Origin of the sequence: Actinophytocola sp. NPDC049390 (assembly GCF_044466355.1) — a bacterium.
GTDB lineage: Bacteria > Actinomycetota > Actinomycetes > Mycobacteriales > Pseudonocardiaceae > Actinophytocola.
This window is the reverse complement of record NZ_JBITMQ010000001.1, coordinates 810,205-833,431: the sequence shown is the minus strand read 5'-3', so window position 1 is coordinate 833,431 and position 23,227 is coordinate 810,205. Positions and strand designations below refer to the sequence as shown.

The following is a 23,227-nucleotide window of genomic DNA, read 5'->3' as shown; positions in this document are numbered from 1 at the left end:
CGGCGTCAGGTGCGGGCGGTCACGCGGGCACCTGAGTCGTCCACGTCGTCCAGGAAACCACCGGACTGGTGCTGCCACAGGCGGGCGTACACGCCGTCCGCGGCCAGCAGTTCCTCGTGGCTGCCCTGTTCCAGGATCTGCCCCCGGTCCATCACGATCAGCTGGTCCATCCTGGCGACCGTGCTCAGCCGGTGCGCGACCACGAGCGCGGTGCGGCCCTCCATGATCCGCCACAGCGCCTGCTGGATCAGCACCTCGCTTTCCGAGTCCAGCGCACTCGTCGCCTCGTCCAGCAGCAGGATCGGCGCGTCCCGCAGGATCGCCCGTGCCAGGGCGACACGCTGGCGCTGTCCGCCCGACAGCTTCACCCCGCGCTCCCCGACCAGCGTCTCGAAACCGGACGGCAGCGTCTCCGCGAACTCCGTCACGTGCGCGGCCCGCGCCGCCGCCATGATCTCCGCGTCGGTGGCCGCCGGGCGGGCGAACGCGATGTTCTCCCGCAACGTGCGGTGGAACATCGCCGGCTCCTGCGGCACGTACGCGATCAGACTCCGCAGGTCCGCCTGCCGCAGCGCAGCGATGTCCTGGCCACCGATGGAGATCCTGCCGCCCTGGACGTCCATCAGGCGCAGCAGCAGCTGGGTCAGCGTGCTCTTCCCGCCACCGGAACGGCCGACCAGGCCGACCTTCGTACCGGCGGGCACCGTCAGGTCCAGCCCGTCGAACAGCACCGGCGCACCCTTGTGGGCGAACCGCACGTCGGCGAACCGGACGTCCACGGGGCCCTGCCGCAGCGGCTCGGGTGACGGCGGGTCGAGCACCGTCGGTGGTTCGAGCAGCAACTCGGTGAACTGCGCCGCCTCCGTCAGCGAGCTTTCCAGCCTGCGGTAGATCTGGTTGAACTCGAACATGATCCGTGTTGCGCTGCTGAAGTAGGAGAAGGTCACGATGATCGCCTCGACGCCGAGGCTGCCACCGGACAGGGTGATCGCGAGCACCAGCCCCGCCACGTTGGTCAGCACCGACAGCGGCGCGACCACCGTGTCGATGCGCAGGTTCGCGTAGTCCCACGACCGGATGGCGAGCCTGCGCAGCTCACCGACACGGTCGCGGTGTTCGGCCGCCTCCCGCTGTTCCGCGGCGAAGGCGCGGACCGTCGCCATGTTCGCGAGGCTGTCCGCGACGTGCCCGGCCACGCGGGCGATCGCGGCCTCCCGCTGGTCCACGAGCGCCTGCCTGCGGCGCACCAGCGGCGCGATCACGCACCCGGTGACCACGATCAGCAGCACCAGCACGAACACCAGCACCGGGTGGTAGCGCCACAGCACCACCGACGCGAACCCCAGCGGCACGAGCGTCGCGATCACCGAGAACGTCATGGTGTCGACGAACTCCTCGAACCGCGACGCGAAGCCCAGCACCCGTTTGGTGAGCGAGCCCGCGAAGTTGTCGTGGAAGAACGCGGCGTCCTTCGCGAGCAGCTCGTTCATGCCGAGCACGTAAAGGTTCTCGATCCCGCGACCGTCTGTCCTGTTGAGACAGTGGATGCCGACGCGCCAGAACACCTCGGTGGCCAGCAACGCGGCGGCGAACCCGAGCACCGACGGCAGCACCGTGCCGACGGTGGCCGGTGCGCCGTCCGCGATCCTCCCCGCCAGGTTCGCGACGACCAGCGGCGCCACGTACAGCACGCACGTGTTTCCCAGCGCGGGCAACAGCAACGCGGGGATCGCGATCCGTTTTCGGCGGCCCAGCTCCCGCCGGTAGTAGCGCAGCGCGAGCAACACCGCGGTCTTGCGAGTGGACACGGCGCCCCTTCCCACAGAGTTCCCCCGGAATTACGCCGATCAACCATGCTGCCGCACGCCGAGCCACGCGGCGACCGAATATCGTGCGGGAGTCCAGCGTGAGTCGTCATCCTGTGCGGTGGGGAGACGGAGGTACCGGTCATGCGATATGTGCTCGTCGGTGGTGGCGTGGCGGCCACGGCGACCGCCGCCGCGCTGCGCAGGCGCGGGTTCGACGGCGAGATCGTGCTCGTGTCCGACGAACCGGACGCACCGTACGAGCGGCCGCCGCTGTCGAAGGACGTCCTCGCAGGCGGTGACGTGGTGCCCGCGCGCACGCCGGAGTGGTACGCCGACAACGACGTGCGGCTGCGGCTGTCCACCCGGGCCACCGCCGTCGACACCGCGGCGCGCACGGTCCGTCTCGGCGACGGTGACGACCTCCGCTACGACGCGCTCGTCCTCGCGACCGGGGTGCGGGCCCGCAGGCTCACCGGTTTCGAGGGCGACCGGGTCCACTACCTGCGCACGGCCGCCGACGCCCGCGCGTTGCGCGCCGAGTTGGCCGCGGCCGAGCGGGTCGTGGTGCTCGGGGCCGGGTTCGTCGGCTGCGAGGTGGCCGCGTCCGCGGTCGGCCTCGGCAAGCAGGTCACGATCTTCGAGCCGGAGCCGACACCGCTCGCCCGCGTGCTCGGCGTGAAGATCGGCACCGCGGTGCTGGACATCCACCGAGCCCGCGGTGTGGACGTGCGGACCGGCGAGTACGTCGAGTCCTGCACGCCGTCGGCGCACGGGCTGGTCCTCGAGTCGAACCTCGGCGACCGCGTCGAGGCGGACCTCGTGCTGGTCGGCGTCGGCGCGCTGCCGAACGTCGAACTCGCCGCCGAGGCGGGCATCGCGACCGGGAACGGCATCCACGTCGACGAGTACGGCCGCACCTCCGCGCCGGACGTGTGGGCGCTCGGCGACGTCGCCGCCCAGCTCCACCACGGCAGACGGGTCCGGGTCGAGCACCACGACAACGCGCTGCGGCAGGGCCAGACCGTCGCCGCGAACCTCACCGGCGAGCAGAAGCCGCACACCGATCCGCACTGGTTCTGGTCGGATCACTACGAGCACAAGCTGCAGTCCGTCGGGCACGTCCGCGACCTCGACGACCTGGTGCTGCGCGGCTCGGTCGAGGAGGGCGTGTTCTCGGCGTTCTCGCTCACGGACGGCCGCGTCGACGGCGTGATCTCGCTCGGCCGGCCCGGTGACGTGCTCGCCGTGCGCCGCGCGCTGCACCTCCCGCACCGCGTGACGGCCGACGAGCTGCGTGACGAGTCGCTGCCGCTCAAGCAGCTCCTGTCACGCTGAGGACACCTTCTCCTTCGTGCGCCGCCACGCCCGCCGCATCAAAGCCGTCCAGGTATGACGCCATGCGCAACGAGCGTTGGACAGGCATCATGCGTCGTTGTTGCATGGATCCATGACCCTCGACGTCCCTGCCGCTGTTCTCGACCGGATCTCCTCGGTGACGCTCTCGTCGGTCACCCTGCCCCTGCCGACCGGCATCAGCGACGCGAAGGTGCTGACCGGCAGGCAGCGCCCGATGACGGAGGTCGCGTTCCTGTTCGCCGAGATCGGCACCGAGGAAGGGCACCACGGCGTCGGGTTCAGCTACTCGAAGCGCGCGGGCGGCCCCGCCCAGTTCGCGCACGCCCGCGAGGTCGCGCCGGACCTGGTCGGCGAGGACCCGAGCGACATCGGCAGGCTGTGGACCAAGCTCGTGTGGGCGGGCGCGTCGGTGGGCCGCAGCGGCGCGTCGACCCAGGCACTGGCCGCGATCGACGTGGCCCTCTGGGATCTGAAGGCCAAGCGCGCGGGCCTGCCACTCGCGAAGCTGCTCGGCGCGCACCGCGACTCCGTGCGCTGCTACAACACCTCCGGCGGCTTCCTCCACGAGACGGTCGAGCAGGTCAAGGAGAACGCGACCCGCACACTGGCGTCCGGCGTCGGCGGCATCAAGATCAAGGTCGGGCAGCCGGACTGGCGGGAGGATCTGCGCCGCGTCGCCGCGGTCCGCGAGCACCTCGGCCCGGACGTGCCGCTGATGGTGGACGCGAACCAGCAGTGGGACCGCCCGACGGCCATGCGCGTGAGCACGGCGCTGGAGGAGTACGACCTGGTGTGGATCGAGGAGCCCCTCGACGCCTACGACGCGGAGGGCCACGCCGAACTGGCCCGCGCACTGGCCACCGCCGTCGCGACCGGCGAGATGCTGACGAGCGTCGCCGAGCACAACGAGCTGCTGCGCCACCGTGCCGTGGACATCCTGCAGCCGGACGCGCCCCGCATCGGCGGCATCACCCAGTTCCTCAAGCTCGCCACCCTGGCCGAGCACGCAGGCGTGGGCCTGGCGCCGCACTTCGCGATGGAGATCCACGTGCACCTGGCGGCCGCGTACCCGGCCGAGCCTTGGGTGGAGCACTTCGACTGGCTGTACCCGCTGTTCAACGAGCGCCTGGAGACCAGGGACGGTCGCATGCACCTGTCGGGCAGGCCAGGGCTGGGCATCACCCTGTCCGAGCAGGCCCGCGCGTGGACCGTGGACAAGGTGACCGTCACGGCGTGAGCTCCGTACCGGTCGGCTTCGGTGCGCTCGTCGCCGTACGGCGTCCGGTGGCAGCATCAGCGCCGGGCACGACATCGGTCAGTCCGAATGTGAGACGGTCCGCGACCACCAGCCAGCCGTCGGCACGGTGGTGCAACGGAAAACCCTGCGGTGCTGCCAGGTCGGGGGTCCGCCAGCACCGCAGGGTCACTCAGGTCATCGCACCGGCCGGGCCCCTCGTTACAACTCCGCCGAACGTCCTTGTCACGCGGCGGAAACTTGACCACCCTCGTCGAGGTGCTGACCACCCACGCCATCGACCTCGAGACCATGACCGTCGCCCGGCTGCTGCGGCTGCTCGACGACGGGCACGTCACGAGCGCGGACCTCGTCCAGGCCTGCGCCGACCGCATCGCGGCGCACGACACGTCCCTGCGCGCGGTCCGCGCGCTGAACCCGGCCGCCGCGGACGAGGCGCGGGCCGCCGACGAGGCCCGCGCACGCGGTGAGCGGGACAAACCACTGCTCGGTGTTCCGGTGCTGGTCAAGGACAACATCGACGTGTCCGGCATGCCGACCACGGCGGGTTCGGTGGTACTGGCGGCGTCCTACCCGGTGGGCGACGCCGCGCTCGTCACCGGGCTGCGGGCGGCGGGTGCGGTGATCCTCGGCAAGACGAACCTGACCGAGTTCGCGAACTTCCTGGCCGACGGGATGCCCGGCGGGTACAGCTCGCTCGGCGGCCAGGTCCTCAACCCCTACGACACGTCCGAGTCGCCGAGCGGCTCCAGCGCCGGGTCCGCGGTGGCCGCCGCCATGGGCTACGCGCCGCTCACGGTCGGCACGGAGACGTCCGGCTCGATCCTGTCCCCGGCGGCCGCGAACTCGGTCGTCGGCATCAAGCCGACCGTCGGGCTCGTCAGCCGCACGGGTGTCGTGCCGATCGCCGCGAGCCAGGACACGGCCGGGCCGATGACGAGGACCGTGGCCGACGCGGCCGTCCTGCTGACCGCGCTCGCCGGCGTCGACCCGCACGACGCGGCGACGGCGGCCAATCCTCTGGCGGACCACGACTTCACCGGTGATCTCCGCGCGGATGCGCTGCGCGGGGCGCGGATCGGCGTGGTGCGGGACCAGGTTCCGCCCGACACCACCGACACGCGTGCGCTGTGGGACGTCGCCGTCGCGGTGTTGCGGGAGCGGGGTGCCACGTTGGTCGAGGTCGACCTCGACACCGGCGAGGGGTTCGACTCGGCTGTGCTGAACTACGAGTTCAAGCGTGACCTGAACGCCTATCTCGCTCGGCTGCCCGCGGACGCGCCGGTTCGTACGCTGGCCGATGTCATCGCTCAGAACGAGGCTCGTGCGGATGTCGCGCTGAAGTTCGGGCAGGCGCGGGCGGTCGCGGCGCAGGACATGGACCTTTCCGCCGGTAGCGCTGACACCGCTCGGCACGATCGCGACCGTGCCCGTGATCTGGTTGAGAGCCGGGACCGGCTCGACGGGGTCATGGTCGAGCACGACCTCACGGCGCTGTTGTTCGCGGGTGTGGGCAGCGCGAGCATCGGTGCGAAGGCTGGTTATCCGTCGGTCAGTGTGCCTGCCGGGTACCTGGCCGCGAATCGGAGGCCGTTCGCGATCGCGTTGCTCGGTACGGCGTGGAGTGAGCCTACGTTGATCGGCTACGCCCATGCTTTTGAGCTGGCTGCTCGCGTGCGTCAGCCGCCTTCTGTGATCAATCCCGCGCTGTTCCGGTGAGCCGCCCCGGGCATGTGGTGTCAAGGCAGTGGTTCTATCCAGATGTTGCGGAACCGTGGGTTCGCGCCTGGGTCGCCGTGGTCCTGGAGGCGGATCGACTGCGGGGTCGCGTCCTCCGGCAGGCTGTCGCCGGTGCCGCCGTTGACCTCGACGTCGTTGTGGACGGTCACGCCGTTCCACACCACGGTCACCCGTGCGTTCGCGATCTTGTTGCCCGCGCTGTCGAACCGGGCGGCGCGGAACGTGATGTCGTAGGTCTGCCACGTGCCGGACGCGGTGGCGGCGTTGGTGTTCGGGGCGCGCTTGTTGTAGATCGAGCCCGCCTCGTTGATCGCGGGTGGCTTGCCGAACGACTCCAGCACCTGCACCTCGTAGCGTTCCTGCAGGAACACGCCGCTGTTGCCGCGTGCCTGGCCGGTCACCTCCGGCGGGTACTGCGGTTCGTACCACTCGACGTGCAACCGGAAGTCGCCGAACTTCTGGCGGGTGCGGATGTCGCCGCCGAGGGACTCCATCGAGCCGCCCGAGATCGGCCACGTCGCCGCGCCGCCCGAGCGGGCCTCCCACGCGTTGAGGTTCGTGCCGTCGAACAGCACGATCCGCTGGCCCGGCGCGACGGTGAGCTTGTCGAGGTTCACGTTGCCACTGTCGCCCGTGTCGTAGCGGTACACCACCGTGTTGTTGCCCGCGTTCAGCGGCACCGTCTCCGTGTGGGTGGCCCACGTGTCCCAGTTGCCGGTGCTCGTCAGCGACACCTGTTTGACCTTGGTGCCGTTGACGTAGAGGCTCACGGTCTTGGTGCCCGCGAACGGGTTCGGGCCGTTGGAGTACCGCAACGCGAGAGTGTGCGTGCCCGCGGCCGAGGCGCTGACGGTGAACGACGTGGTGGCGCCCGCGTTCCAGTACCCGTCGACGAAACCGGTGCCGGAGTAGCCGGCGTGGTCGGTGTTGACCGACGCGCCACCGGACAGGCCCGCGGTCTCGGCCTCGTAGTCGGTGGCCCGCCCGGCCGTGCCGACCAGCGCGTTCAGCGTGTACCAGGCCTCGGTGCTCCAGAGCGAGGCGCCGGACTCGGCCGCGAACGGCCTCGGGGACCGGACGTGCACCACGTGCCCGGCCTGCAGACCGGACATCTTCAACGTCACCTTCCGCCGGTCCGCGGACGGGGTCGCCGAGGTGACGGTCAGGGTCCGCTGGTCGACCTTCGGCCCGCCGTAGTCGGCGGTCGGGACGTACCGCCACTGCTGAACCTGGTACTTCGCCGCCAGGTCCTGCACGGTCGTGGTCGACAACGGTTGTGTGTACTCCAGTTCGAAGCCGCCCTCGACGGCACGCATCGCGAGGATGTCGAACGCGCTGGTGCCGCTCGGCGTGAGCTTCTGCAGACCGTGGGACAGCTTGCCGGGCTGGCCCCAGTTGCCGCCCGCGCCGATCCCGCCGGTGTAGATGGCGCCGTCGGGACCGAGGCTGATGCGGCTCACCCCGGCCTCGAGCCCCTGCGTCATGCGGAACACCGCGCCCTGGTACTCGCCGTTGACCTTCTCCAGGTAACCGCGCTGCAGGCCGCCGTAGGTGACGTCACCGAACACCATCTGCCCGGCGAAGGGGCCCGTGGTGAGCTGGACGGGGTTGACCGGTGAGTTCGCGATCTCGTTCTGCGGCAACCACAGCACCGGCTGGGTGACCGGCCGGTTGTCGAACGGGCCGTCGGGGTTCATGTAGTGGTTGAAGAACCGGTCCTGCTTGATGTGCAGCAGCTTCGACGACGGCAGCCAGCCGCCCTGGTTGTCGGTGACGAACACGTCGCCGTCCGGTCCCCAGCCGATCCCGTGCGGGGTGCGCAGCCCACCGGCCACATAGGACACCGCGCCGGTGGCCTTGTTCACCTTGATGGTGGTGCCGCGGTTCGGCGCTGGCTGCGGGTCGGTGGTGGCACCGCCGAGGTTGATCGCGACGGACAGGTTCAGGTAGAAGAAGCCGTCGCGGTACAGCAGCCCGAACGCGAACTCGTGGAAGTTCCCGCCGAACGGCCAGGTCGCGACCGTGCGGAAGTTGTCGGTGACCCAGTCGCCGTTGGTGTCGTTCAGCTCGGTGAGCCCGTCCTTCTCCGAGACGTACAGCTTGCCGTCGACGTACTTGATGCCCATCGGCTCCTTGAGGCCCGACGCGATGCGCTGGGTCGTGACGCGGGACGGGTCGGTGCTGCCGGTGACGCCGCTCAGCAGGTACACCTCACCGAGTTCGTTGTCCGAACGGCCCCAGGTCGCGATCGCGAGCCTGCCGTCCGGCAGCCAGTCCATGGCCGACACCTGCGGCTCGAACCCGGCGGGCCGCAGGTTGGTCAGCGTGTAGTTCGGGTGGACGCCGGTGAGCGGGAGGCCGTCGCCCGGCGAGTCGCCGCTGGCCTCGCACTCCTTGCGCCCCGGCGCGGTCACCCGCACCACGTCGGCGTCGGTGGACAGCACGCTGTTCGGCACGACCGTGAACGCGGACGCGCCGGGCGGGCGCCATTCGAGGGTGATCTGCTGACCGCCCGCGTTGTCGAAGTGGTCGATGCGCAGCGCGTGGTAACCGGTGGTGAGGTCGACCGAGCCCTCGGCCGGGGTCGGCGAGTGCAGCCCGTCGTGGTTGATCACGGTCGAACCGTCGATCCGCAACCGCGAACCGTCGTCGCTCGTGATGCGGAAGGCATGCGTGCCCGCGGTGCCGACGTTGAGGTTGGCGATGACCTCGGACTGGAAGAAGTCGGCGACGCCGAACTCGGTGCCGCTCCAGTCGATGGCCGGCATGAGCTTGTCGACGTTGGGCGTCTGGCCCGCTTTCAGGGTGCAGAGCTTGGACAGCTCTGTCTGGAGGTCGTAGACCCGGAGCGTGACGCCCGGTTCCTGGGGCGGCACGTCGGCCGCCGAAGCGGTGGCGGGTAGGACAACGAGACTGACGAGGGCAGCACAAAGCCCACCGATGGACCGGCGCATGTCTTCTCCCGAAAGGCTGGATGCAGGGGGTCACAGCCGTGTCACGTACCGTAGAACCACTTTTGTACGTGGTCAACGAAAGTCGGTCGAGGACATGCAAAGTTACGTCAAACGGACGCAATAGTCCGACGGGTAGCCAAATGCCCCGCGATCAGGACGGCGCGAAGCCTTCCTCGGTGTTCTCGTGGACCGGCTCCGGCGGCGCGGTCTCGTCGGCCTCCGTCTCCGGCTGCCGCACCTCGCGGGCGTACTCCTTGGCTTCCTTGATCTTGCGGTCCACCTCGTCCAGTTTCGGATCCGGCATCGCCCCTCCTCCGCCACGCGGGTCATCGAGGCTGGGCTACCACGCGCGAACGTCGCGAAACTGCCACCAGTCGTGGTTGATCGACTACCGGTCGAGGCGGTCGTTCAATGGTCAACCTTCTCGATTTGGAACCTGTTCCACGGGCCAGCGGTTCGCGGTCAGGCGGAAGCTCGGCATGTCGTCGAGGGAGAACACCGCCTCGTAGGTCCGCTCGTAGCCGGTGTGCGCGATGCGCCAGCGGCCGTCGTCGTCGAGCCGGTAGCGGTCCTCGTAGAATGCCGCGCCGGTGATCACCACGCGGTGCCGCACGGCGATCACGGTGTCCTGGAAGGCCCACCTGCCCGCCGCCTCCCCACCGTCCACTTCGATCTCAGGATGAGTGGCGAAGTGCGTGGTCACCATGCCCGGGCCGAGGTTCTCACCCAGAAACGCGACGAGGGGTTCCCTGCCCTCGAAGTGGAGCGGGCCACCGTAGGTCGGCGTGCCGTAGTCGGCGGTGGCGTCCACGGTCAGCGTGTCGGCGAGCCCGGACCAGTCCTTGGTGTCGACACAACGGAGGTAGCGGTACTTGAGGCGCTTGATCTCTTCCAGCACGACGAGGTCCATGCCATCAAGCTTCCGCCGGAGCACTCGCGAGCACAAGAACGTGTTCTTGTTTGATCAAGACGCGCACTTTTGCTGTTGATCAACGAAAGTATGCACGTATTCGCAGAAAGCGTGCGATACTTCACGCCGAAGTCTTCACACAGCTGTCACAAGCAGCTGGCACAGGCCTCCACAGGATGTCCGTTCACGCGGGCTCAGCGCCCCCTTCCTCCTTTTGCCCTGGCTGAGCCCTGCCCGCAGAAAGGTGATCCTCCCCATGAGCGACAAGCACGAGAGACGTACGTCCCGGTTCACCCGGCGTGACGTGTTCAAGGCCTCGGCCGGTGCGGCCGCCGTCCTGGGTGCCGCCGGACTCCCGGTCCTCGCGACCGGCACGCCCGCCCTCGCCGACGAGGGCCACAAGAACGGGCACCGCAAGGGACTGCACGTCGAGCCGCTCATCCCGAGCCGCAACCGGGGCATCATCCTCTACAGCGTCCGCGACCGGATCTCCGCTGCCCCCGACGCCAGCGGAGTCCCGTACGGCTTCGAGCGCGTTCTCGCCCGTCTCGCCGAGATCGGTTACAAGGAGATCGAGTTCGCCGGCTACAACCAGCACACCTCGATCCTCGGCCGCCAGATCACCCCGCGCGAGATCCGCAAGATCCTCGACGACAACGGCCTGGTCGCCAACGGCACGCACACCAGGATCGACCCGGCCACCTTCACCCAGCAGATGGACATCGCCGAAGAGCTGGGCATGCGCAACATCGGCACGGGCAGCGACCCGACCAACAGCTCCTACACCTCGGACTGGGACGCCGCGGCCGACACGTGGAACGAGTTGGGCGCCAGGGCCCGCGAGCGCGGCCTGCGCCTCTACACCCACAACCACGACGCGGCCTACAGCTTCCTGCTGGACTCCGGTCCGCTCGACGCGAACGGCAGGCCCACCCGGTCCTCCGGCACGCGCAGGCTCGAGTACTTCTTCGAGAAGACCGACCCGCGCTACGTGTTCTTCGAGATGGACGTGTTCTGGGCGTACGTCGCACGGTTCAAGCACCACACGTACACCGACCGCCACGGCAACCAGCAGACCGACCTGTTCGACCCGATCCTGACCGTCGCGCCGCGCACCACCCGGTTCCCGCTGTTCCACGCCAAGGACGGCAACAAGAACCCGGCGGTGGGCAACGGGTACGACATGGTGCCGCTCGGCGAGGGCGACATCAACTTCCAGCAGTTCTTCCAGACCATCGGCGAGCAGGACTTCCACCACGCCAACTGGGAGCAGGACTCCGCGCCCGGGGGCGCCGCCAACCCCGGCCAGTCGCTGAGCTTCGCGGATCTCAGCTACACCAACATGTCCGAGCTGACGATCTACAAGAAGCACTGATCCCCGAGTAGACGCGTGGAGGGAACCATGGCAGCTTCCCGAAGACACCGGTGGCTCGCCGGTGCGACCAGCCTCATCGCCGCCGCGGCAGTCGCCGTGCCCGGCACGACCCCGGTCGCGGCGGAGCCCGCGGCCGGGGACGTCCCCACCTCGACCGGCGCGGAGAACGGCCCCGCCGCGCTCCGCTCCGACGCCCGCGCCCCCGAGAGCTACCGGGTGCTGGTGTTCACCAGGACGGACGGCGAACGCCGCGCCTCGATCGAGGACGGCGTCGCCACCATCAAGACGCTGGCCCGGGCCAACGGTTTCCAGGCCACCGCCACCGAGGACGCGGGTGCCTTCACCGAGGAGAACCTGGCCCGCTTCCGTGCGGTCGTCTTCCTCAACACCACCGGCAACGTCCTGAACTCCGCCCAGGAGAGCGCGTTCGAGGGCTACATCCGGGCGGGCGGCGGGTACGTCGGCGTGCACGCGGCCGCCGAGACCGAGCCGGACTGGCCGTTCTACCAGAACCTCGTCGGCACCAAGGTCGCCGGTGTGGCGAGCGTCGGCCACGGCACCGTGGCGGTGGCCGACCGTGTGCACCCGTCGACCGAGACCGTCGCGAGGACGCTCACGCTGGCCGAGGAGTGGTACAACTTCGCGGCCAACGTGCGCGGCAAGCAGCACGTGCTCGCCACGGCCGACGAGAAGTCGTTCACCGGCGGCACCATGGGCTTCGACCACCCGGTCGCCTGGTGCCAGGACCACGTCGGCGGCCGCTCCTGGTACACCGGCCTGGGCCACTCGCCCGAGTCGTACCGCAACGGCAACGTCCGCAAGCACCTCCTCGGGGGCATCGAGTGGGCAGCGGGTGTCGTCGAGGGTGACTGCGGCGCGACCGTCCTCGGCAACTACGAGAAGGTCACGCTCAACGACGAGCCCGGCGAGCCGATGTCGCTCGCGGTACTGCCGGACGGGCGGGTGCTGCACAACACCCGCGGCGGCGAGGTCCGGCTCTACGACCCCGCCACCGGCGCGAGCCCGGTCATCAACACGGTCCCCGTCTACAGCCACGACGAGGACGGTCTGCAGACCATCTCGATCGACCCGGACTTCGCGACCAACAAATGGGTCTACATCTACTACTCACCCCGGTTGAACACCCCGGTCGACGACCCGTCGACGCCGGGCGTCAACGAGGGTGACGCGCCGCTGTCCAGCACCGACCCGACCGTGTGGGACAAGTTCGAGGGCTACAACCAGCTGTCGCGGGTGAAGTTCGTCGAGTCGCCGACGCCGCACCTGGACATGGCCTCCGAGCAGCAGATCCTGCGCGTGCCCGTCGACCGCGGCATCTGCTGCCACGTCGCGGGCAAGGTCAAGTTCGACGGCAAGGGCAACCTGTACCTGATCACCGGCGACGACACCAACGCGGGTGGGTCGGACGGCTTCACGCCGATCAACGACGGCCCGAACGCGGCACCGGGGCTGGACGCGCGCCGTTCGTCGGCCAACACCAACGACCTGCGGGGCAAGCTGCTGCGGATCAAGGTGCGGGACAACGGGACCTACACGATCCCGAACGGCAACCTGTTCCCGGAGTCGGAGGACTACGAGGACAGGACCCGTCCGGAGATCTTCCTGATGGGCCTGCGCAACCCGTTCCGGTTCGACGTGGACGCGTCCGGCCGGGTGTACGTCGCGGACTACTCCCCCGACTCGCGCCGCTCCAACCCCACGCGGGGACCGGAGGGCACGGGCCGCTGGTTCAGCACGAAAACCGCGGGCAACTGGGGCTGGCCCCTGTGCGTCTCGCCGAGCCTGCCGTACTTCGACTACGACTTCGACACGCGCACGTCGGGGTCAGCGTTCGACTGCGGCGCACCGGTGAACGACTCGCGGCACAACACGGGTCTGCGGGTGCTGCCGGCGGTGCAGCAGGCGCAGTTCTGGTACACGTACGAGGCGCGGACGCCGTGCCCCGGCACGTACCTGGACAACCCGCCGACGACGTGCGACTTCAGGTGGCCGGTCATCGGCACCGGTGGTGTCGGTCCGCACGGCGGGCCGATCTACGGATATGACAGTGAGAACGCGTCGGAGACGAAGTTCCCGGAGTACTACCACGACTCGGTGGTGTTCGGGGAGTTCACGCGGGACAAGCTGTTCATGATGCGCACCGACGGGAAGGGCAACCTGACCGGCGTGGAGCAGTTCCTGCCCGGGTTCGTGTTCGACAACCCGATGGAGATGGAGTTCGGGCCGGACGGCAGCCTGTACGTGCTGGAGTACGGCGACGGGTTCTTCCGTCCCAACCCGGACGCGCAGCTGTCGGTGATCCGGTACGTGAAGGGCACGCGGTCGCCGGTCGCGGTCCTGAACGCCACGCCGACCTCGGGCCAGGCGCCGTTGACCGTGACGTTCGACAGCACGGGCTCCTACGAGCCGGACCCGGGTGAGTCCATCTCGTACGCGTGGGACTTCACGAGCGACGGGACCGTCGACTCGGCGGACCCGATCACGTCCCACACGTACACGGCCAACGGGACCTACACCGCGAAGCTGACGGTGACGGACTCGAGCGGCAAGACCGCGGTGCTGACCAGGGTGATCACGGTCGGCAACACCGCACCGACGGTCACGGTCACCTCGCCGGTGGCGGGGTCGTTCTTCGACTGGGGTGACGACATCCCGTTCGAGGTGACGGTCACCGACCCGGAGGACGGCACGATCGACTGCTCGCGGGTGACCGTGACGTTCGTGCTCGGGCACGACAGCCACGGCCACGGTGACGCGTCGACCACGGGCTGCACCGGCGTGCTGCCGAGCCCGGAGGACGGCGCCGACCACGCGGGCGGCTACCTGTACGGCGGGATCAGCGCGCAGTACTCCGACCTCGGTGGTGGCGGGCAACCGCCGCTGACGACGATCGGGCAGACGGTGATCCAGACTCCGCGCCAGCAGGCGGAGTTCGCCCAGGTGCGGCAGGGCGTCACGATCGCCAACACCTCCGACGTCGGCGGTGGGCAGCAGCTCGGCTCCATCGACAACGGTGACCACATCGCGTTCGACCCGATCAACCTGGGCGACGCGACGGCGGTGACGTTCCGGCACTCGGGTGGTTCGGCCGCGACGGTCGGCCAGCCGAGGGCGGCGGTGGAGCTGCGGCTCGACTCGCCGACCGGGCCGCTGGTCACGACGGCGACGTTGGCCGCGACGAGCGGGAACAACGCGTGGGCGAGCCAGTCGGTGCCGGTGTCGCAACCGGCGGGCGGGCACGCGCTGTACCTCGTGTTCCGCTCCGTCACGGGCGGACCCGCCACAGGGTTGGTCAACCTGAACTGGGTGGAGTTCACCCCGGCGGGCTGACCAGGGGTTGATGCGGGGGCCGGTGCGCGCACCGGCCCCCGTAGCATGCCTGGACGTGACCCGTCCTGAACCACCGTTGACCGGCGACGAACGCGAGACGCTGCGCGGCTTCCTCGACTTCCACCGCGCCACGCTGGCGATGAAGTGCGCGGATCTGTCCGATGAGGACCTGCGGACACGGTCCATGCCACCGTCCACTTTGACCCTCCTGGGTCTGGTGCGGCACATGGCCGAGGTCGAGCGGACGTGGTTCCGCAAGGTCATCAACGGCGAAGACGTTCCGCTGGTGTGGTCCGCAGATGGCGACTACCAGGTGGCCTACGACGCCTCGAACAGCACACGCGCGGAGGCGTTCGCCGCCTGGGAGGCGGAGGTCGAGCACTCGCGGCGCATCGAGCGCGAGGCGGAGTCGCTGGACGTGATCGTCTACAACCCGCGCTGGCAGAAGGACGTGTCACTCCGGTTGGTGATGCTGCACCTGATCCACGAGTACGCCCGCCACAACGGCCACGCCGACTTCCTGCGCGAGGGCATCGACGGCGTCACCGGCGCGTAACCACCGGATCTCCAGCAAGGTGGCATCGAGGCCGTCGGCGCCGGTCAGGTGTTCCTCCTGGACGGGAGGCTGGCCGGTTGCCTGGCCGTCTCGAAGAAGGTGGTCAACTCCTCGGCGACGGACTGCGGCGCGAGCACCGGCGCGAAGTGCCCGACGCCCGGCAGCTCCCACACCTGCGGGTCGGTGAGGTGCTCGGCGATGGCCCGCGCAGACGCGGTGAAGAACGTGCCGAGCCGGGACTTGCGGCCCAGCAGGAGCAGGACCGGAGCGGTGACCAGCGCCAGCGCCTCGGGATCGGTCGATCGTGGCCCCTGGTATGCCGCGTCGTGCTGGACGAACCGGAGCATCGCCGGTACCTGGGCAGCCCAGCGTCCGTAGAAGTCCATCCGCTCCAGGGCCGCGACCTCCTCGTCGGTGCAGATCCACGGGGCGAACGCGCGCACCGCGTCGACGAGCCGGCCCTCGGCGGCTGCCGCGCCCATCCGCTCCACGGTGGCGAAGGTCCTGGCGAGGTCGTCCTCCCCCATGACCGGGATCAGGCCCGGCTCGTACGCGGCCACCGCGGCGACGAGGTTGCTCCGTGCCGCGGCACCGAGCACCCACGCCCCGCTGCCCGACCAGCCGACCAGGTGGACCGGCTCGCCGATGCTCTCGACGAACGCCGTCACGTCCTCTTGCAGGCGCGGCGGCGAATGGTCCGGGTTGTCCGCCGACCGCCCGCGGCCCCGCGTGCTCGGCAGGTAGCAGGTGAACCGGTCGGTGAGCTGGGGCAGCAGTGCCTCCCAGGCGACCTCGCCGTCCCCGATCCCGCCGTGGACCAGGACCAGCGGCGGCCCTTCGCCTCGTACTCGGCCGACGATCTCGGTGCCGTCGGCGGACACCGCTCGGTGGATGCGTTCCTCGGTCATGGTGATCTCTCCTGATCGATCACCGCGCCGCTGTCCGGCGCGTCTACCGGGACGCTAGGTCGCGGTGCGGCACCCGGGCATCGGTGCGATTGACCAGTCCGCAGCGGCCGGGTCTACGCGGTTGTGCGTAGCTGTCTCAGCCGATGGGTGCCCGCCTGTGGTCGATGGCGGAGCGCATCGCCTGGGCACGGGAGGTGACACCGATCTTGTGGAAGATGTTGGTCAGGTGCCGGGCGACCGTGCGGTCGCTGATGAAGAGCGCCTCGCCAATCTCCCGGTTGGAGCGGCCGTCGGCGACCAGGGCCAGCACTTCGCACTCGCGCGGGGTCAGCCCGTCCGGCGACTTCGGCGCCGGACGGTGCGCGCCCAGCCGTTCGTAGGTCGCCTTCGCCTGCGCTGCCTCCGCGTTCGCGGACGCCTCGTCGCCGAGCGCCCGGTACGCCCCGGCGAGGCGGGCGCACACACCCGCGGCGTCGTACGCCGCGCCGAGCTCCCGCCAGCGCCTGCAGGCGTCGCGGAGCACCGGGAGGGCCTCCTCGGCGCGGTCCTCGGCCAGCAGCAGCGCGCCACGTGCCGTGGCCGCCATCGCCTCGAGTCCCGAGGTGGTGAACGTCGACGCCGTCTCCTCCAGTTCGGCGGCTGCGACAGCGGCGTCCTCGACGTGCCCCGCGGCGATCGCGATCTCCACCGCCGCGGCACACAACGGGGCGCGGCGCAGCGGGTCGGTGCCCGCCGCCGCCACAGCCACCCGCACGGACGCGGCGGCACCCTCGTGATCACCCGCCCGCAGCGCCAGCAGCGCCCGGCCCGGCTGCGGGTCACGGCCGCGGGCGTGCGCCTCGTCGTACGCGTCGGCCGCGCTCGGGTCGCCCCGCAACCGGCGCGCTTCGGCGACCACGTACCAGGCCGCCGCGGCGTAGTCGACCCGGTTGGCGTCGAGGGCGGCGGCCACCCGCAGCGCCGTCCGCTCGGCGTCGTGCCATTCGCCGCGGATCAGGTGGAGCTGGGCCCGGTGCACCGCACACAGGCCGTCGAACAACACCGCCGAGGAGACGCCGGCCAGCCACCGCTCGGTGAGGTCGACCCAGCGCGTCATCCGGCGGATGTCCACGATCTCGTGACAGGTCGCGATGGTGTGGCAGTAGAGGCTGCCGGTCGCGAACGGGGAGAGCCGGCCGCCCAGCGCGTCGACCATCGCCTCGTCGAGCAGGTTCAGCCCGTCGACCAGGTGACCGGACCGGATCAGGGCGCGGCCTTCGCCGTTGAGGCCGATGGCCACCACGTCGGGTTGGCCCAGCCGTTGGCCGAGATCCCGGATCCGGCGTGCCGCCGCCACTGCCTGCGCCGGCCGCCCGGCCTGAAGGCTCGGCTCCAGTTCGGTCAGGTGCAGCAGGTACCCGTGCGCGCGGCACTCCGGGGCACCCACCAGCAGCCGCCCGGCCTTGCTGATCCAGCCGATGCCCTGCGGCTCGTCGCCCCGCCCCAGCAGGGAGAGTCCCATGAGGACGGCGGCCCAGGCGGCGTCGGCCGGCCGCGAGTCGGCCAGAAAGGCCTCACACGCGCCGGCCTGGAGCCGCATGGTGTCCTCGACGCGACCGAGCCACCACACGGCATCGGCGTATGCGGCGAGGTCGTCCGCGGTGAGGCTCTCGGCGCCGACGGCGTCGAAGTGCGCCGCGGCGGCTGCCCAGTCCTGTGCTCCGTGCGCCTGCCGCGCCTGGCTCAGCAGGTCCGGCTCCTCGTTCACCACCGTCCCCGTTCGACGGACTTGCGCCCACTGTACGACTGGGAACAGGCGTTGGCCATGTGCGAGGGCTCTGGCCTGTTTCTCCGAACGCGGGCTCGCTATTTCACCAGCGCCTGGACCTGCTCCCCCGCGGTCTTCATCGCGTCGGCGGGAGTCGCGCTGCCGATCAGGACGGCCTGCACCTGCTCCGCGATCACCGTCTCCATCTGCGCGTACTCCGGGAAGCGCCAGAACGGGTTCTGCGACGCGGTCTTCGTGATCCGCTCACTGAACGCGGTCGTGAACGGGTCGTTCGCGACCGCGTCCGACGCGAGGCCCTTCTCCGTGGTGGGCGGCAGCGAGAGCTTCGCGAAGAACTCGTCGGTGGCCGCCGGGTCGGAGGTCATCCACTTCGCGAACGACGACGCCGTGTTCGCGGCCTCGCCTTCGACCACGACGATGACGTGGCCCCACAGCTGCGCCTGCGGGTCGTCGCCGGACTTGAGCACCGGGCGGGCGACCGGGTCGAGCTTGTCGGCCAGCTCCTTGTCCGGCGAGTCCTTGAGCACCGCGCCCTTGCCGACGATCGCGTCGTCGTAGATCGCGGCGCGGCCCTGGCTGAACAGGGCGCGGGCGTCGAAGCGGTCCACGTCCGGGGCGATCAGCTTCTGGTCGTACAGCTTCTTGTACCAGGTGACCGCGTCGACGGACGCCTCGTCGCCGATCGTGACCGTGTCGCCGTCGAGCAGTGTGCAGCCGAACGTCTTCATCCAGAACAGGATGTCCTTGAGCTGCGCGACCTTCGTCGACGCGGCGTAGGGCACGACCCCGCCGCCGAGGCCCTTCAGCTCGACGAGCGCCGCCTCGAAGTCCTCGATCGTCTCCGGGAACGTCGTGATGCCCTTCTTGGCGAGCAGATCCTTGTTGGTCACCAGGCCGATGGCGCCGGTGGTCCACGGCAGGCCGAGCTGCTTGCCCTCGTACTGGCCGGACTTGAGCGCGGTGTCGGTGTAGCCGCCGTCCTTCGCGGCGTCGCCGAGGTCACGCAGCTTGCCCAGCGCCGCCAGGGCCCCGAGCCACGCGATGTCGAGTTGCGCGGCACCGACGAGCTTGTCGCCGCGCACCTGCAGCGTCAGCTGGTTGAGGTATTCGTTGTACGGGTAGGACACCGGGTTGACGGTCAGCCCGTCCTTCCTGGTGATCGTGTCGAGCAGGCCCTGCACCACGGGCTTGCCCGCCTCCTCGTTCAACGTCCACGACGCGAAGGAGAACGTCTTCACGTTGGCCTTCGGGTCGTCGGCGGCGAGTGGCGCGGTCTCCTCCGGCGCGGGCGCGCACGCGGCGAGTCCCGCCGCGCCGAGCCCGGCCGCGCCGAGGAACTGGAGCATGCGGCGACGGCTGTAGGCGGTAGTCATCGGTGACCTCCGGGGAAGGAAGGGGTGGGGAGTCAGCCCTTGACGGCGCCGGCGGTGATGCCGCCGACCAGGAAGCGCTGCAGGGCGATGAACGCGATCACGACGGGCAGTGAGACGACGAGCGAGGCGGCCATCAGCTCCGGCCACGCCGTCTGCGCCTCGCCGAGGTAGGTGTTGGCGAGCCCGGGTGGCAGGGTCTGCTTGTCCGGGCCCGCGAGGGTGAGCGCGAAGATGAAGTCGTTCCAGCCCCGGACGAACGCGAACAGCCCGGCGGCCACGAGACCCGGCCCGGACAGCGGCACGATCACCGAGTGGATGATCCGCAGCTGGGAGGCGCCGTCGATGCGGGCGGCCTCGATCAGCGAGTCGGGGATGGTGTCGAAGAAGCCCTTCAGCATCCACACGCACAGCGGCAGCGTGAACGTCGTGAACGACAGCACCAGCGCGGTGTAGGTGTTGAGCAGGTCGTAGGCGTCGAACACCGCGTACAGCGTCACCAGCAGCAGCGCCTGCGGGAACATCTGCGACGACAGCACCAGGTACATCAGCGACCGGCGCCCGCGGTAGCGGTACTTGGCGAACGAGTACGCCATGTACGCGGACACGATCACCGACAGCACGGCCGTGACGCCGGAGACGATCGCGCTGTTGACGAGGTAGTCGAACAGCTGCGAGTTCCCGGCGAGCGACGCGAAGTGCTCGAACGTGACGTCAGCCGGGAAGAGCGACGGCGGGTAGGCGAACACCCTGTCGTCCGGCGTGAGCGCGGTCGCGAGCATCCAGTACACCGGCAGCAGTGCGAACGCCCCGAACACGACGATCGTCACCCACGCGGCGATCCGCACGGCGGGCCGGTCCCGGTCCAGCGGCGAGCGCCTGCGTGATCGCGGCGCGGTCTCCTCCCGCGTGCGCACCGGAGCGTCCATGGTGGTCGTCACGCCTTCTCCTCCCGGTCCACGACGCGGAGGTAACCGACGACGAGCACGAGCAGCAGCACCATCCACAGCAGACCGATGGCGCCCGCCTTGCCGAGGTCGTGTCCTTTGTAGAAGGTGTCGTACACGGCGACGGCGAAGGTCTCGGTGGTCCCGGCCGGGCCGCCGCCGGTCATCACGTAGATCGTGTCGAAGTGCTGGAAGTTCCAGATCAGCTCCAGCAGGAGCACCAGCCCGATGATCCCGCGCAGGTGGGGCACGGTGACCGACCGGAACCGGCGGATCGTGCCCGCGCCGTCGACCTGGGCAGCCTCGTGCAGCTCGGGCGGCACGGTCTGCAGGCCCGCCAGGAGCATGACCATCATCCACGGGAAGCTGGCCCACGTCTTCGCGATGATCACCGCGGCCATCGCCGTGCCGGGACTGGAGAGCCACGCCTCCGGCTCGTCGACGATCCCGAGCGCCTCCAGCACGCCGTTCGCGACGCCGTAGTTCGCGTTGAAGATCCACATCCAGAGGAAGGACGTGACGACGGCGGGCACGAGCCACGGCAGCAGGAACGCGCCGCGCAGGAACCCGCGGCCCTTGATGCGGGTGTTGAGCGCCAGCGCGAGCGCGAACCCGATCACGAACGGCACGAGCGTGGTGCCGACCGTGAACACGAGCGTCTGGCGCAGCAGCGGCAGGAAGTCGGAGCCGAGCACCGCCTGGATGTTCGCGAGGCCCACGAAGCGGCGGCCCGGCTCGACGAGGCTCTGCTCGAAGAACGCCGTGACCAGCGAGGAGATCAGCGGGTAGAGGACGACGGCGACGAGCAGCGCGAGCCCGGGCAGCACCAGCAGGATCGCGAACGCGCCACCGGAGAGCGCCTTGCCCGGTGTTCCCTTGCGGACCGCGGTGGTCACGGCCGGCCCGCCGGTGTGTGTACCGGGCCGAGGTAGCCCAGGCCGATGCTGATGGAGTCGGCCACCTCGATCACGCGGCGGGCCAGCTCCTCCTCGCGGCGCTCGAGGTCCATGGCGGACAGCGGCCCGGAGATGGAGATGCCCGCGACGACCTCACCGGCGCGGTCCAGGATCGGCGCGGCGATGCACGCTCTGCCCAGCGCCAGCTCCTCGACCTCGGTGGCGTAGCCCTGCGTGCGCACCTGGCCGACGATCCGGTCCAGCTCGGCGTGCGTGGCCGGGGTGTTCGGGGTGTAGCGGCGCAGGTCGTCACCCAGCAGGGCGCGGCGGTCGGGCACCCCGAGCAGCAGGCACTTGCCGATGCCGGTGGCGTGCAGGGGATTGCGCTGTCCCATCAGGACGAACGACTTCGGCGCGAGCTTCCCCTCGAAGTTGCACAGGTAGAACATCGTGTCGCCACGGCGTTCCGCCACGTTGGCGCCGAGGCCGAGGTCGTGCGCCAGGTCCTGCGCGCGCTGCCGGGCCTCGCGGTGCACCGGGTGCTGGTTCACGGCCACGCCCGCGAGGGTGATCAGCGCGGGGCCGAGGCGGTACAGCCCGCTCACCGGGTCGCGCTCGACGTAGTCGATCTGCTCCAGCGTGGCGAGGAGGCGGGAGGCGGTCGACTGGCCGAGACCGGAGTGCTTCGCCACGTCGGACACCCGCAGCTCCGCGCGACCCTCCAGGAACGCGCCGAGCACGGTGGCCGCACGTTCGACGCTCTGGTTGGTGCCTGCTTCCGCGGCCACGTTCCGCACTCCCTTGGTTGAACAGCCTCGCAACATGTGCGACTCTTGCGCACATGTTGACGATCGTCAAGCACATGTTGGGATCGATATGCAGATAGTGGGTGTCGATACCTACATCCTGAAACTGCGGGCTGACAGTGCCTATCTCGGGGCGCTTGCCGACGGGTCCGCGCCGGACGCGGGCTACGCCGTCCGGCCGCCGTGGCGGAGCATCTACTCGGACCGCTACGAGACGCTGCTGGTCCGCGTCACCGCGGCGGACGGGACCACCGGCTGGGGCGAGGCCCTCGCGCCGGTCGCACCCGAGGTGCCCGCGGCGATCGTCGACCTGCTGCTCGCGCCGGTGCTCGTCGGCATGTCGGCGACCGCGCCGCGCCCGGCGTGGTCGCGGCTGCGTGACCTCATGCGGGAACGCGGCCACCTGGTCGGCCACCAGGCGGACGCACTGGCGGCGGTGGACATCGCGCTGTGGGACCTGGCGGGCCGGGTGACGGGCCGGCGCGTGGCCGACCTGCTGGGTGGCGCGTTCCGCGAGGAGATCCCCGTCTACGTCTCCGGCCTGCCGAAGCCGACCGACGCGGAACGCGCGGCACTGGCCGAGGAGTGGGTGGCCCGCGGCGCACGGCGGGTGAAGCTGCACCTGGGCAACGGGGTCGCGGCGGACCTGGCCACGGTGGACGCGGTGCGGGCCGCGGCACCGTCGCTGCGGATCGCGGTGGACGCGCACTGGGCGTACTCGGTGACGGACGCGCTGCGCCTGGCAGCAGGGTTGGCTTCCCGTGACGTCTGGTTCCTGGAGGCGCCACTCGCCCCCGAGGACGTGGCCGGGCACGCGGAACTCGTCGCGCGGTCGGCGGTGCCGATCGCGGTGGGCGAGGCACTGCGGACGCGGTACGAGTTCGACGACTGGGTGACGCGGCGCGCGCTGCGGATCGCGCAACCGGACGTGGCCCGCACGGGCATCACGGAGGCGATGGCGATCACCGAGGTGTGCGCGGCCAGGCACGTGCCGGTGGCGCCGCACCATTCCGTCGGGCTGGGCGTGGCGCTGGCCGCGGGCCTGGCGGTGTCGGCGGCGGTCGAGGACCTGCCGTCGTTCGAGTACCAGCCGACGTCGTACGAGGTCGGCACCCGGATCCTCCGCGCCCCGGTACCGGTCGGCGCACACACCATGTCCCTCCCCGATGGCCCCGGGCTCGGCGTCGAGGTCGACGCCGACGCGGTGGCCGCGCTAGCCGGTTAGAA

General features: G+C 70.2%; 17 protein-coding genes. 7 read left to right on the top strand and 10 right to left on the bottom strand.

The features are described 5' to 3' along the window. Positions 1–5: 5 nt before the first annotated feature. A complete protein-coding gene (locus ACIBVP_RS03730) occupies positions 6–1,808 on the bottom strand; it encodes an ABC transporter ATP-binding protein (RefSeq protein ID WP_396104398.1) in 1,803 nt (600 codons plus the stop codon). A gap of 141 nt (positions 1,809–1,949) precedes the next feature. On the opposite strand from ACIBVP_RS03730, the gene ACIBVP_RS03725 reads away from it, so the two are divergent. The 3 genes from ACIBVP_RS03725 (at position 1,950) to ACIBVP_RS03715 (ending at position 6,138) form a co-directional block, all read left to right on the top strand. Continuing rightward, positions 1,950–3,143: an NAD(P)/FAD-dependent oxidoreductase gene (locus ACIBVP_RS03725; RefSeq protein ID WP_396104397.1), complete on the top strand. Its 1,194-nt coding sequence runs from the start codon at positions 1,950–1,952 to the stop codon at positions 3,141–3,143. A 112-nt stretch (positions 3,144–3,255) separates the two neighbouring features. Further along, complete coding sequence (locus ACIBVP_RS03720; protein ID WP_396104396.1) at positions 3,256–4,401, top strand: mandelate racemase/muconate lactonizing enzyme family protein; 1,146 nt, start codon at positions 3,256–3,258, stop codon at positions 4,399–4,401. A 258-nt stretch (positions 4,402–4,659) separates the two neighbouring features. Then, complete coding sequence (locus ACIBVP_RS03715) at positions 4,660–6,138, top strand: amidase family protein (RefSeq protein ID WP_396104395.1); 1,479 nt, start codon at positions 4,660–4,662, stop codon at positions 6,136–6,138. A 20-nt stretch (positions 6,139–6,158) separates the two neighbouring features. On the opposite strand, the gene ACIBVP_RS03710 is transcribed toward ACIBVP_RS03715, so the two are convergent. The 3 genes from ACIBVP_RS03710 to ACIBVP_RS03700 all read right to left on the bottom strand — a co-directional run bounded on the left by ACIBVP_RS03710 (position 6,159) and on the right by ACIBVP_RS03700 (position 10,023). Continuing rightward, complete coding sequence (locus tag ACIBVP_RS03710; RefSeq protein ID WP_396104394.1) at positions 6,159–9,113, bottom strand: family 16 glycoside hydrolase; 2,955 nt, start codon at positions 9,111–9,113, stop codon at positions 6,159–6,161. A 151-nt stretch (positions 9,114–9,264) separates the two neighbouring features. Continuing rightward, entirely contained in the window at positions 9,265–9,417 is a 153-nt protein-coding gene (locus ACIBVP_RS03705) for a hypothetical protein (RefSeq protein ID WP_396104393.1), read from the bottom strand. 111 nt (positions 9,418–9,528) lie between these two features. Then, complete coding sequence (locus ACIBVP_RS03700) at positions 9,529–10,023, bottom strand: nuclear transport factor 2 family protein (RefSeq protein ID WP_396104392.1); 495 nt, start codon at positions 10,021–10,023, stop codon at positions 9,529–9,531. A gap of 256 nt (positions 10,024–10,279) precedes the next feature. On the opposite strand from ACIBVP_RS03700, the gene ACIBVP_RS03695 reads away from it, so the two are divergent. The 3 genes from ACIBVP_RS03695 to ACIBVP_RS03685 are packed head-to-tail and all read left to right on the top strand — an operon-like array spanning position 10,280 to position 15,305. Further along, positions 10,280–11,398, top strand: coding sequence for a sugar phosphate isomerase/epimerase family protein (locus ACIBVP_RS03695; protein WP_396104391.1), 1,119 nt, complete (start codon positions 10,280–10,282; stop codon positions 11,396–11,398). A 27-nt stretch (positions 11,399–11,425) separates the two neighbouring features. After that, positions 11,426–14,749: a ThuA domain-containing protein gene (locus ACIBVP_RS03690; RefSeq protein WP_396104390.1), complete on the top strand. Its 3,324-nt coding sequence runs from the start codon at positions 11,426–11,428 to the stop codon at positions 14,747–14,749. Positions 14,750–14,798: 49 nt separating this feature from the next. After that, the gene (locus tag ACIBVP_RS03685; protein WP_396104928.1) at positions 14,799–15,305 is read left to right on the top strand and encodes a DinB family protein; all 507 of its coding nucleotides are present in this window, start codon (positions 14,799–14,801) and stop codon (positions 15,303–15,305) included. A gap of 44 nt (positions 15,306–15,349) precedes the next feature. Here ACIBVP_RS03685 and ACIBVP_RS03680 read toward each other — a convergent pair whose 3' ends face one another. From ACIBVP_RS03680 to ACIBVP_RS03655, 6 genes are all read right to left on the bottom strand, one after another. Continuing rightward, positions 15,350–16,213 carry an alpha/beta fold hydrolase gene (locus ACIBVP_RS03680; protein WP_396104389.1) on the bottom strand — a complete coding sequence of 288 codons (864 nt, stop codon included), beginning with the start codon at positions 16,211–16,213 and terminating at the stop codon, positions 15,350–15,352. 136 nt (positions 16,214–16,349) lie between these two features. Continuing rightward, the gene (locus ACIBVP_RS03675) at positions 16,350–17,960 is read right to left on the bottom strand and encodes a LuxR C-terminal-related transcriptional regulator (protein WP_396104388.1); all 1,611 of its coding nucleotides are present in this window, start codon (positions 17,958–17,960) and stop codon (positions 16,350–16,352) included. 98 nt (positions 17,961–18,058) lie between these two features. Then, positions 18,059–19,354, bottom strand: coding sequence for an extracellular solute-binding protein (locus ACIBVP_RS03670; protein ID WP_396104387.1), 1,296 nt, complete (start codon positions 19,352–19,354; stop codon positions 18,059–18,061). A 32-nt stretch (positions 19,355–19,386) separates the two neighbouring features. After that, positions 19,387–20,292, bottom strand: coding sequence for a carbohydrate ABC transporter permease (locus ACIBVP_RS03665; RefSeq protein ID WP_396104386.1), 906 nt, complete (start codon positions 20,290–20,292; stop codon positions 19,387–19,389). Beyond that, on the bottom strand, positions 20,289–21,194 hold the full coding sequence (locus ACIBVP_RS03660) for a carbohydrate ABC transporter permease (RefSeq protein WP_396104385.1): 906 nt from the start codon (positions 21,192–21,194) through the stop codon (positions 20,289–20,291). The genes ACIBVP_RS03665 and ACIBVP_RS03660 overlap by 4 nt, the downstream gene beginning before the upstream one ends. Beyond that, positions 21,191–21,982: an IclR family transcriptional regulator gene (locus tag ACIBVP_RS03655; protein WP_396104384.1), complete on the bottom strand. Its 792-nt coding sequence runs from the start codon at positions 21,980–21,982 to the stop codon at positions 21,191–21,193. Before ACIBVP_RS03655 ends, ACIBVP_RS03660 begins: the two co-directional genes overlap by 4 nt. Before the next feature lie 88 nt (positions 21,983–22,070). Between ACIBVP_RS03655 and ACIBVP_RS03650 the strand changes: the two genes are divergently transcribed. Next, complete coding sequence (locus ACIBVP_RS03650) at positions 22,071–23,225, top strand: mandelate racemase/muconate lactonizing enzyme family protein (protein WP_396104383.1); 1,155 nt, start codon at positions 22,071–22,073, stop codon at positions 23,223–23,225. The last annotated feature ends 2 nt before the right edge of the window (positions 23,226–23,227 follow it).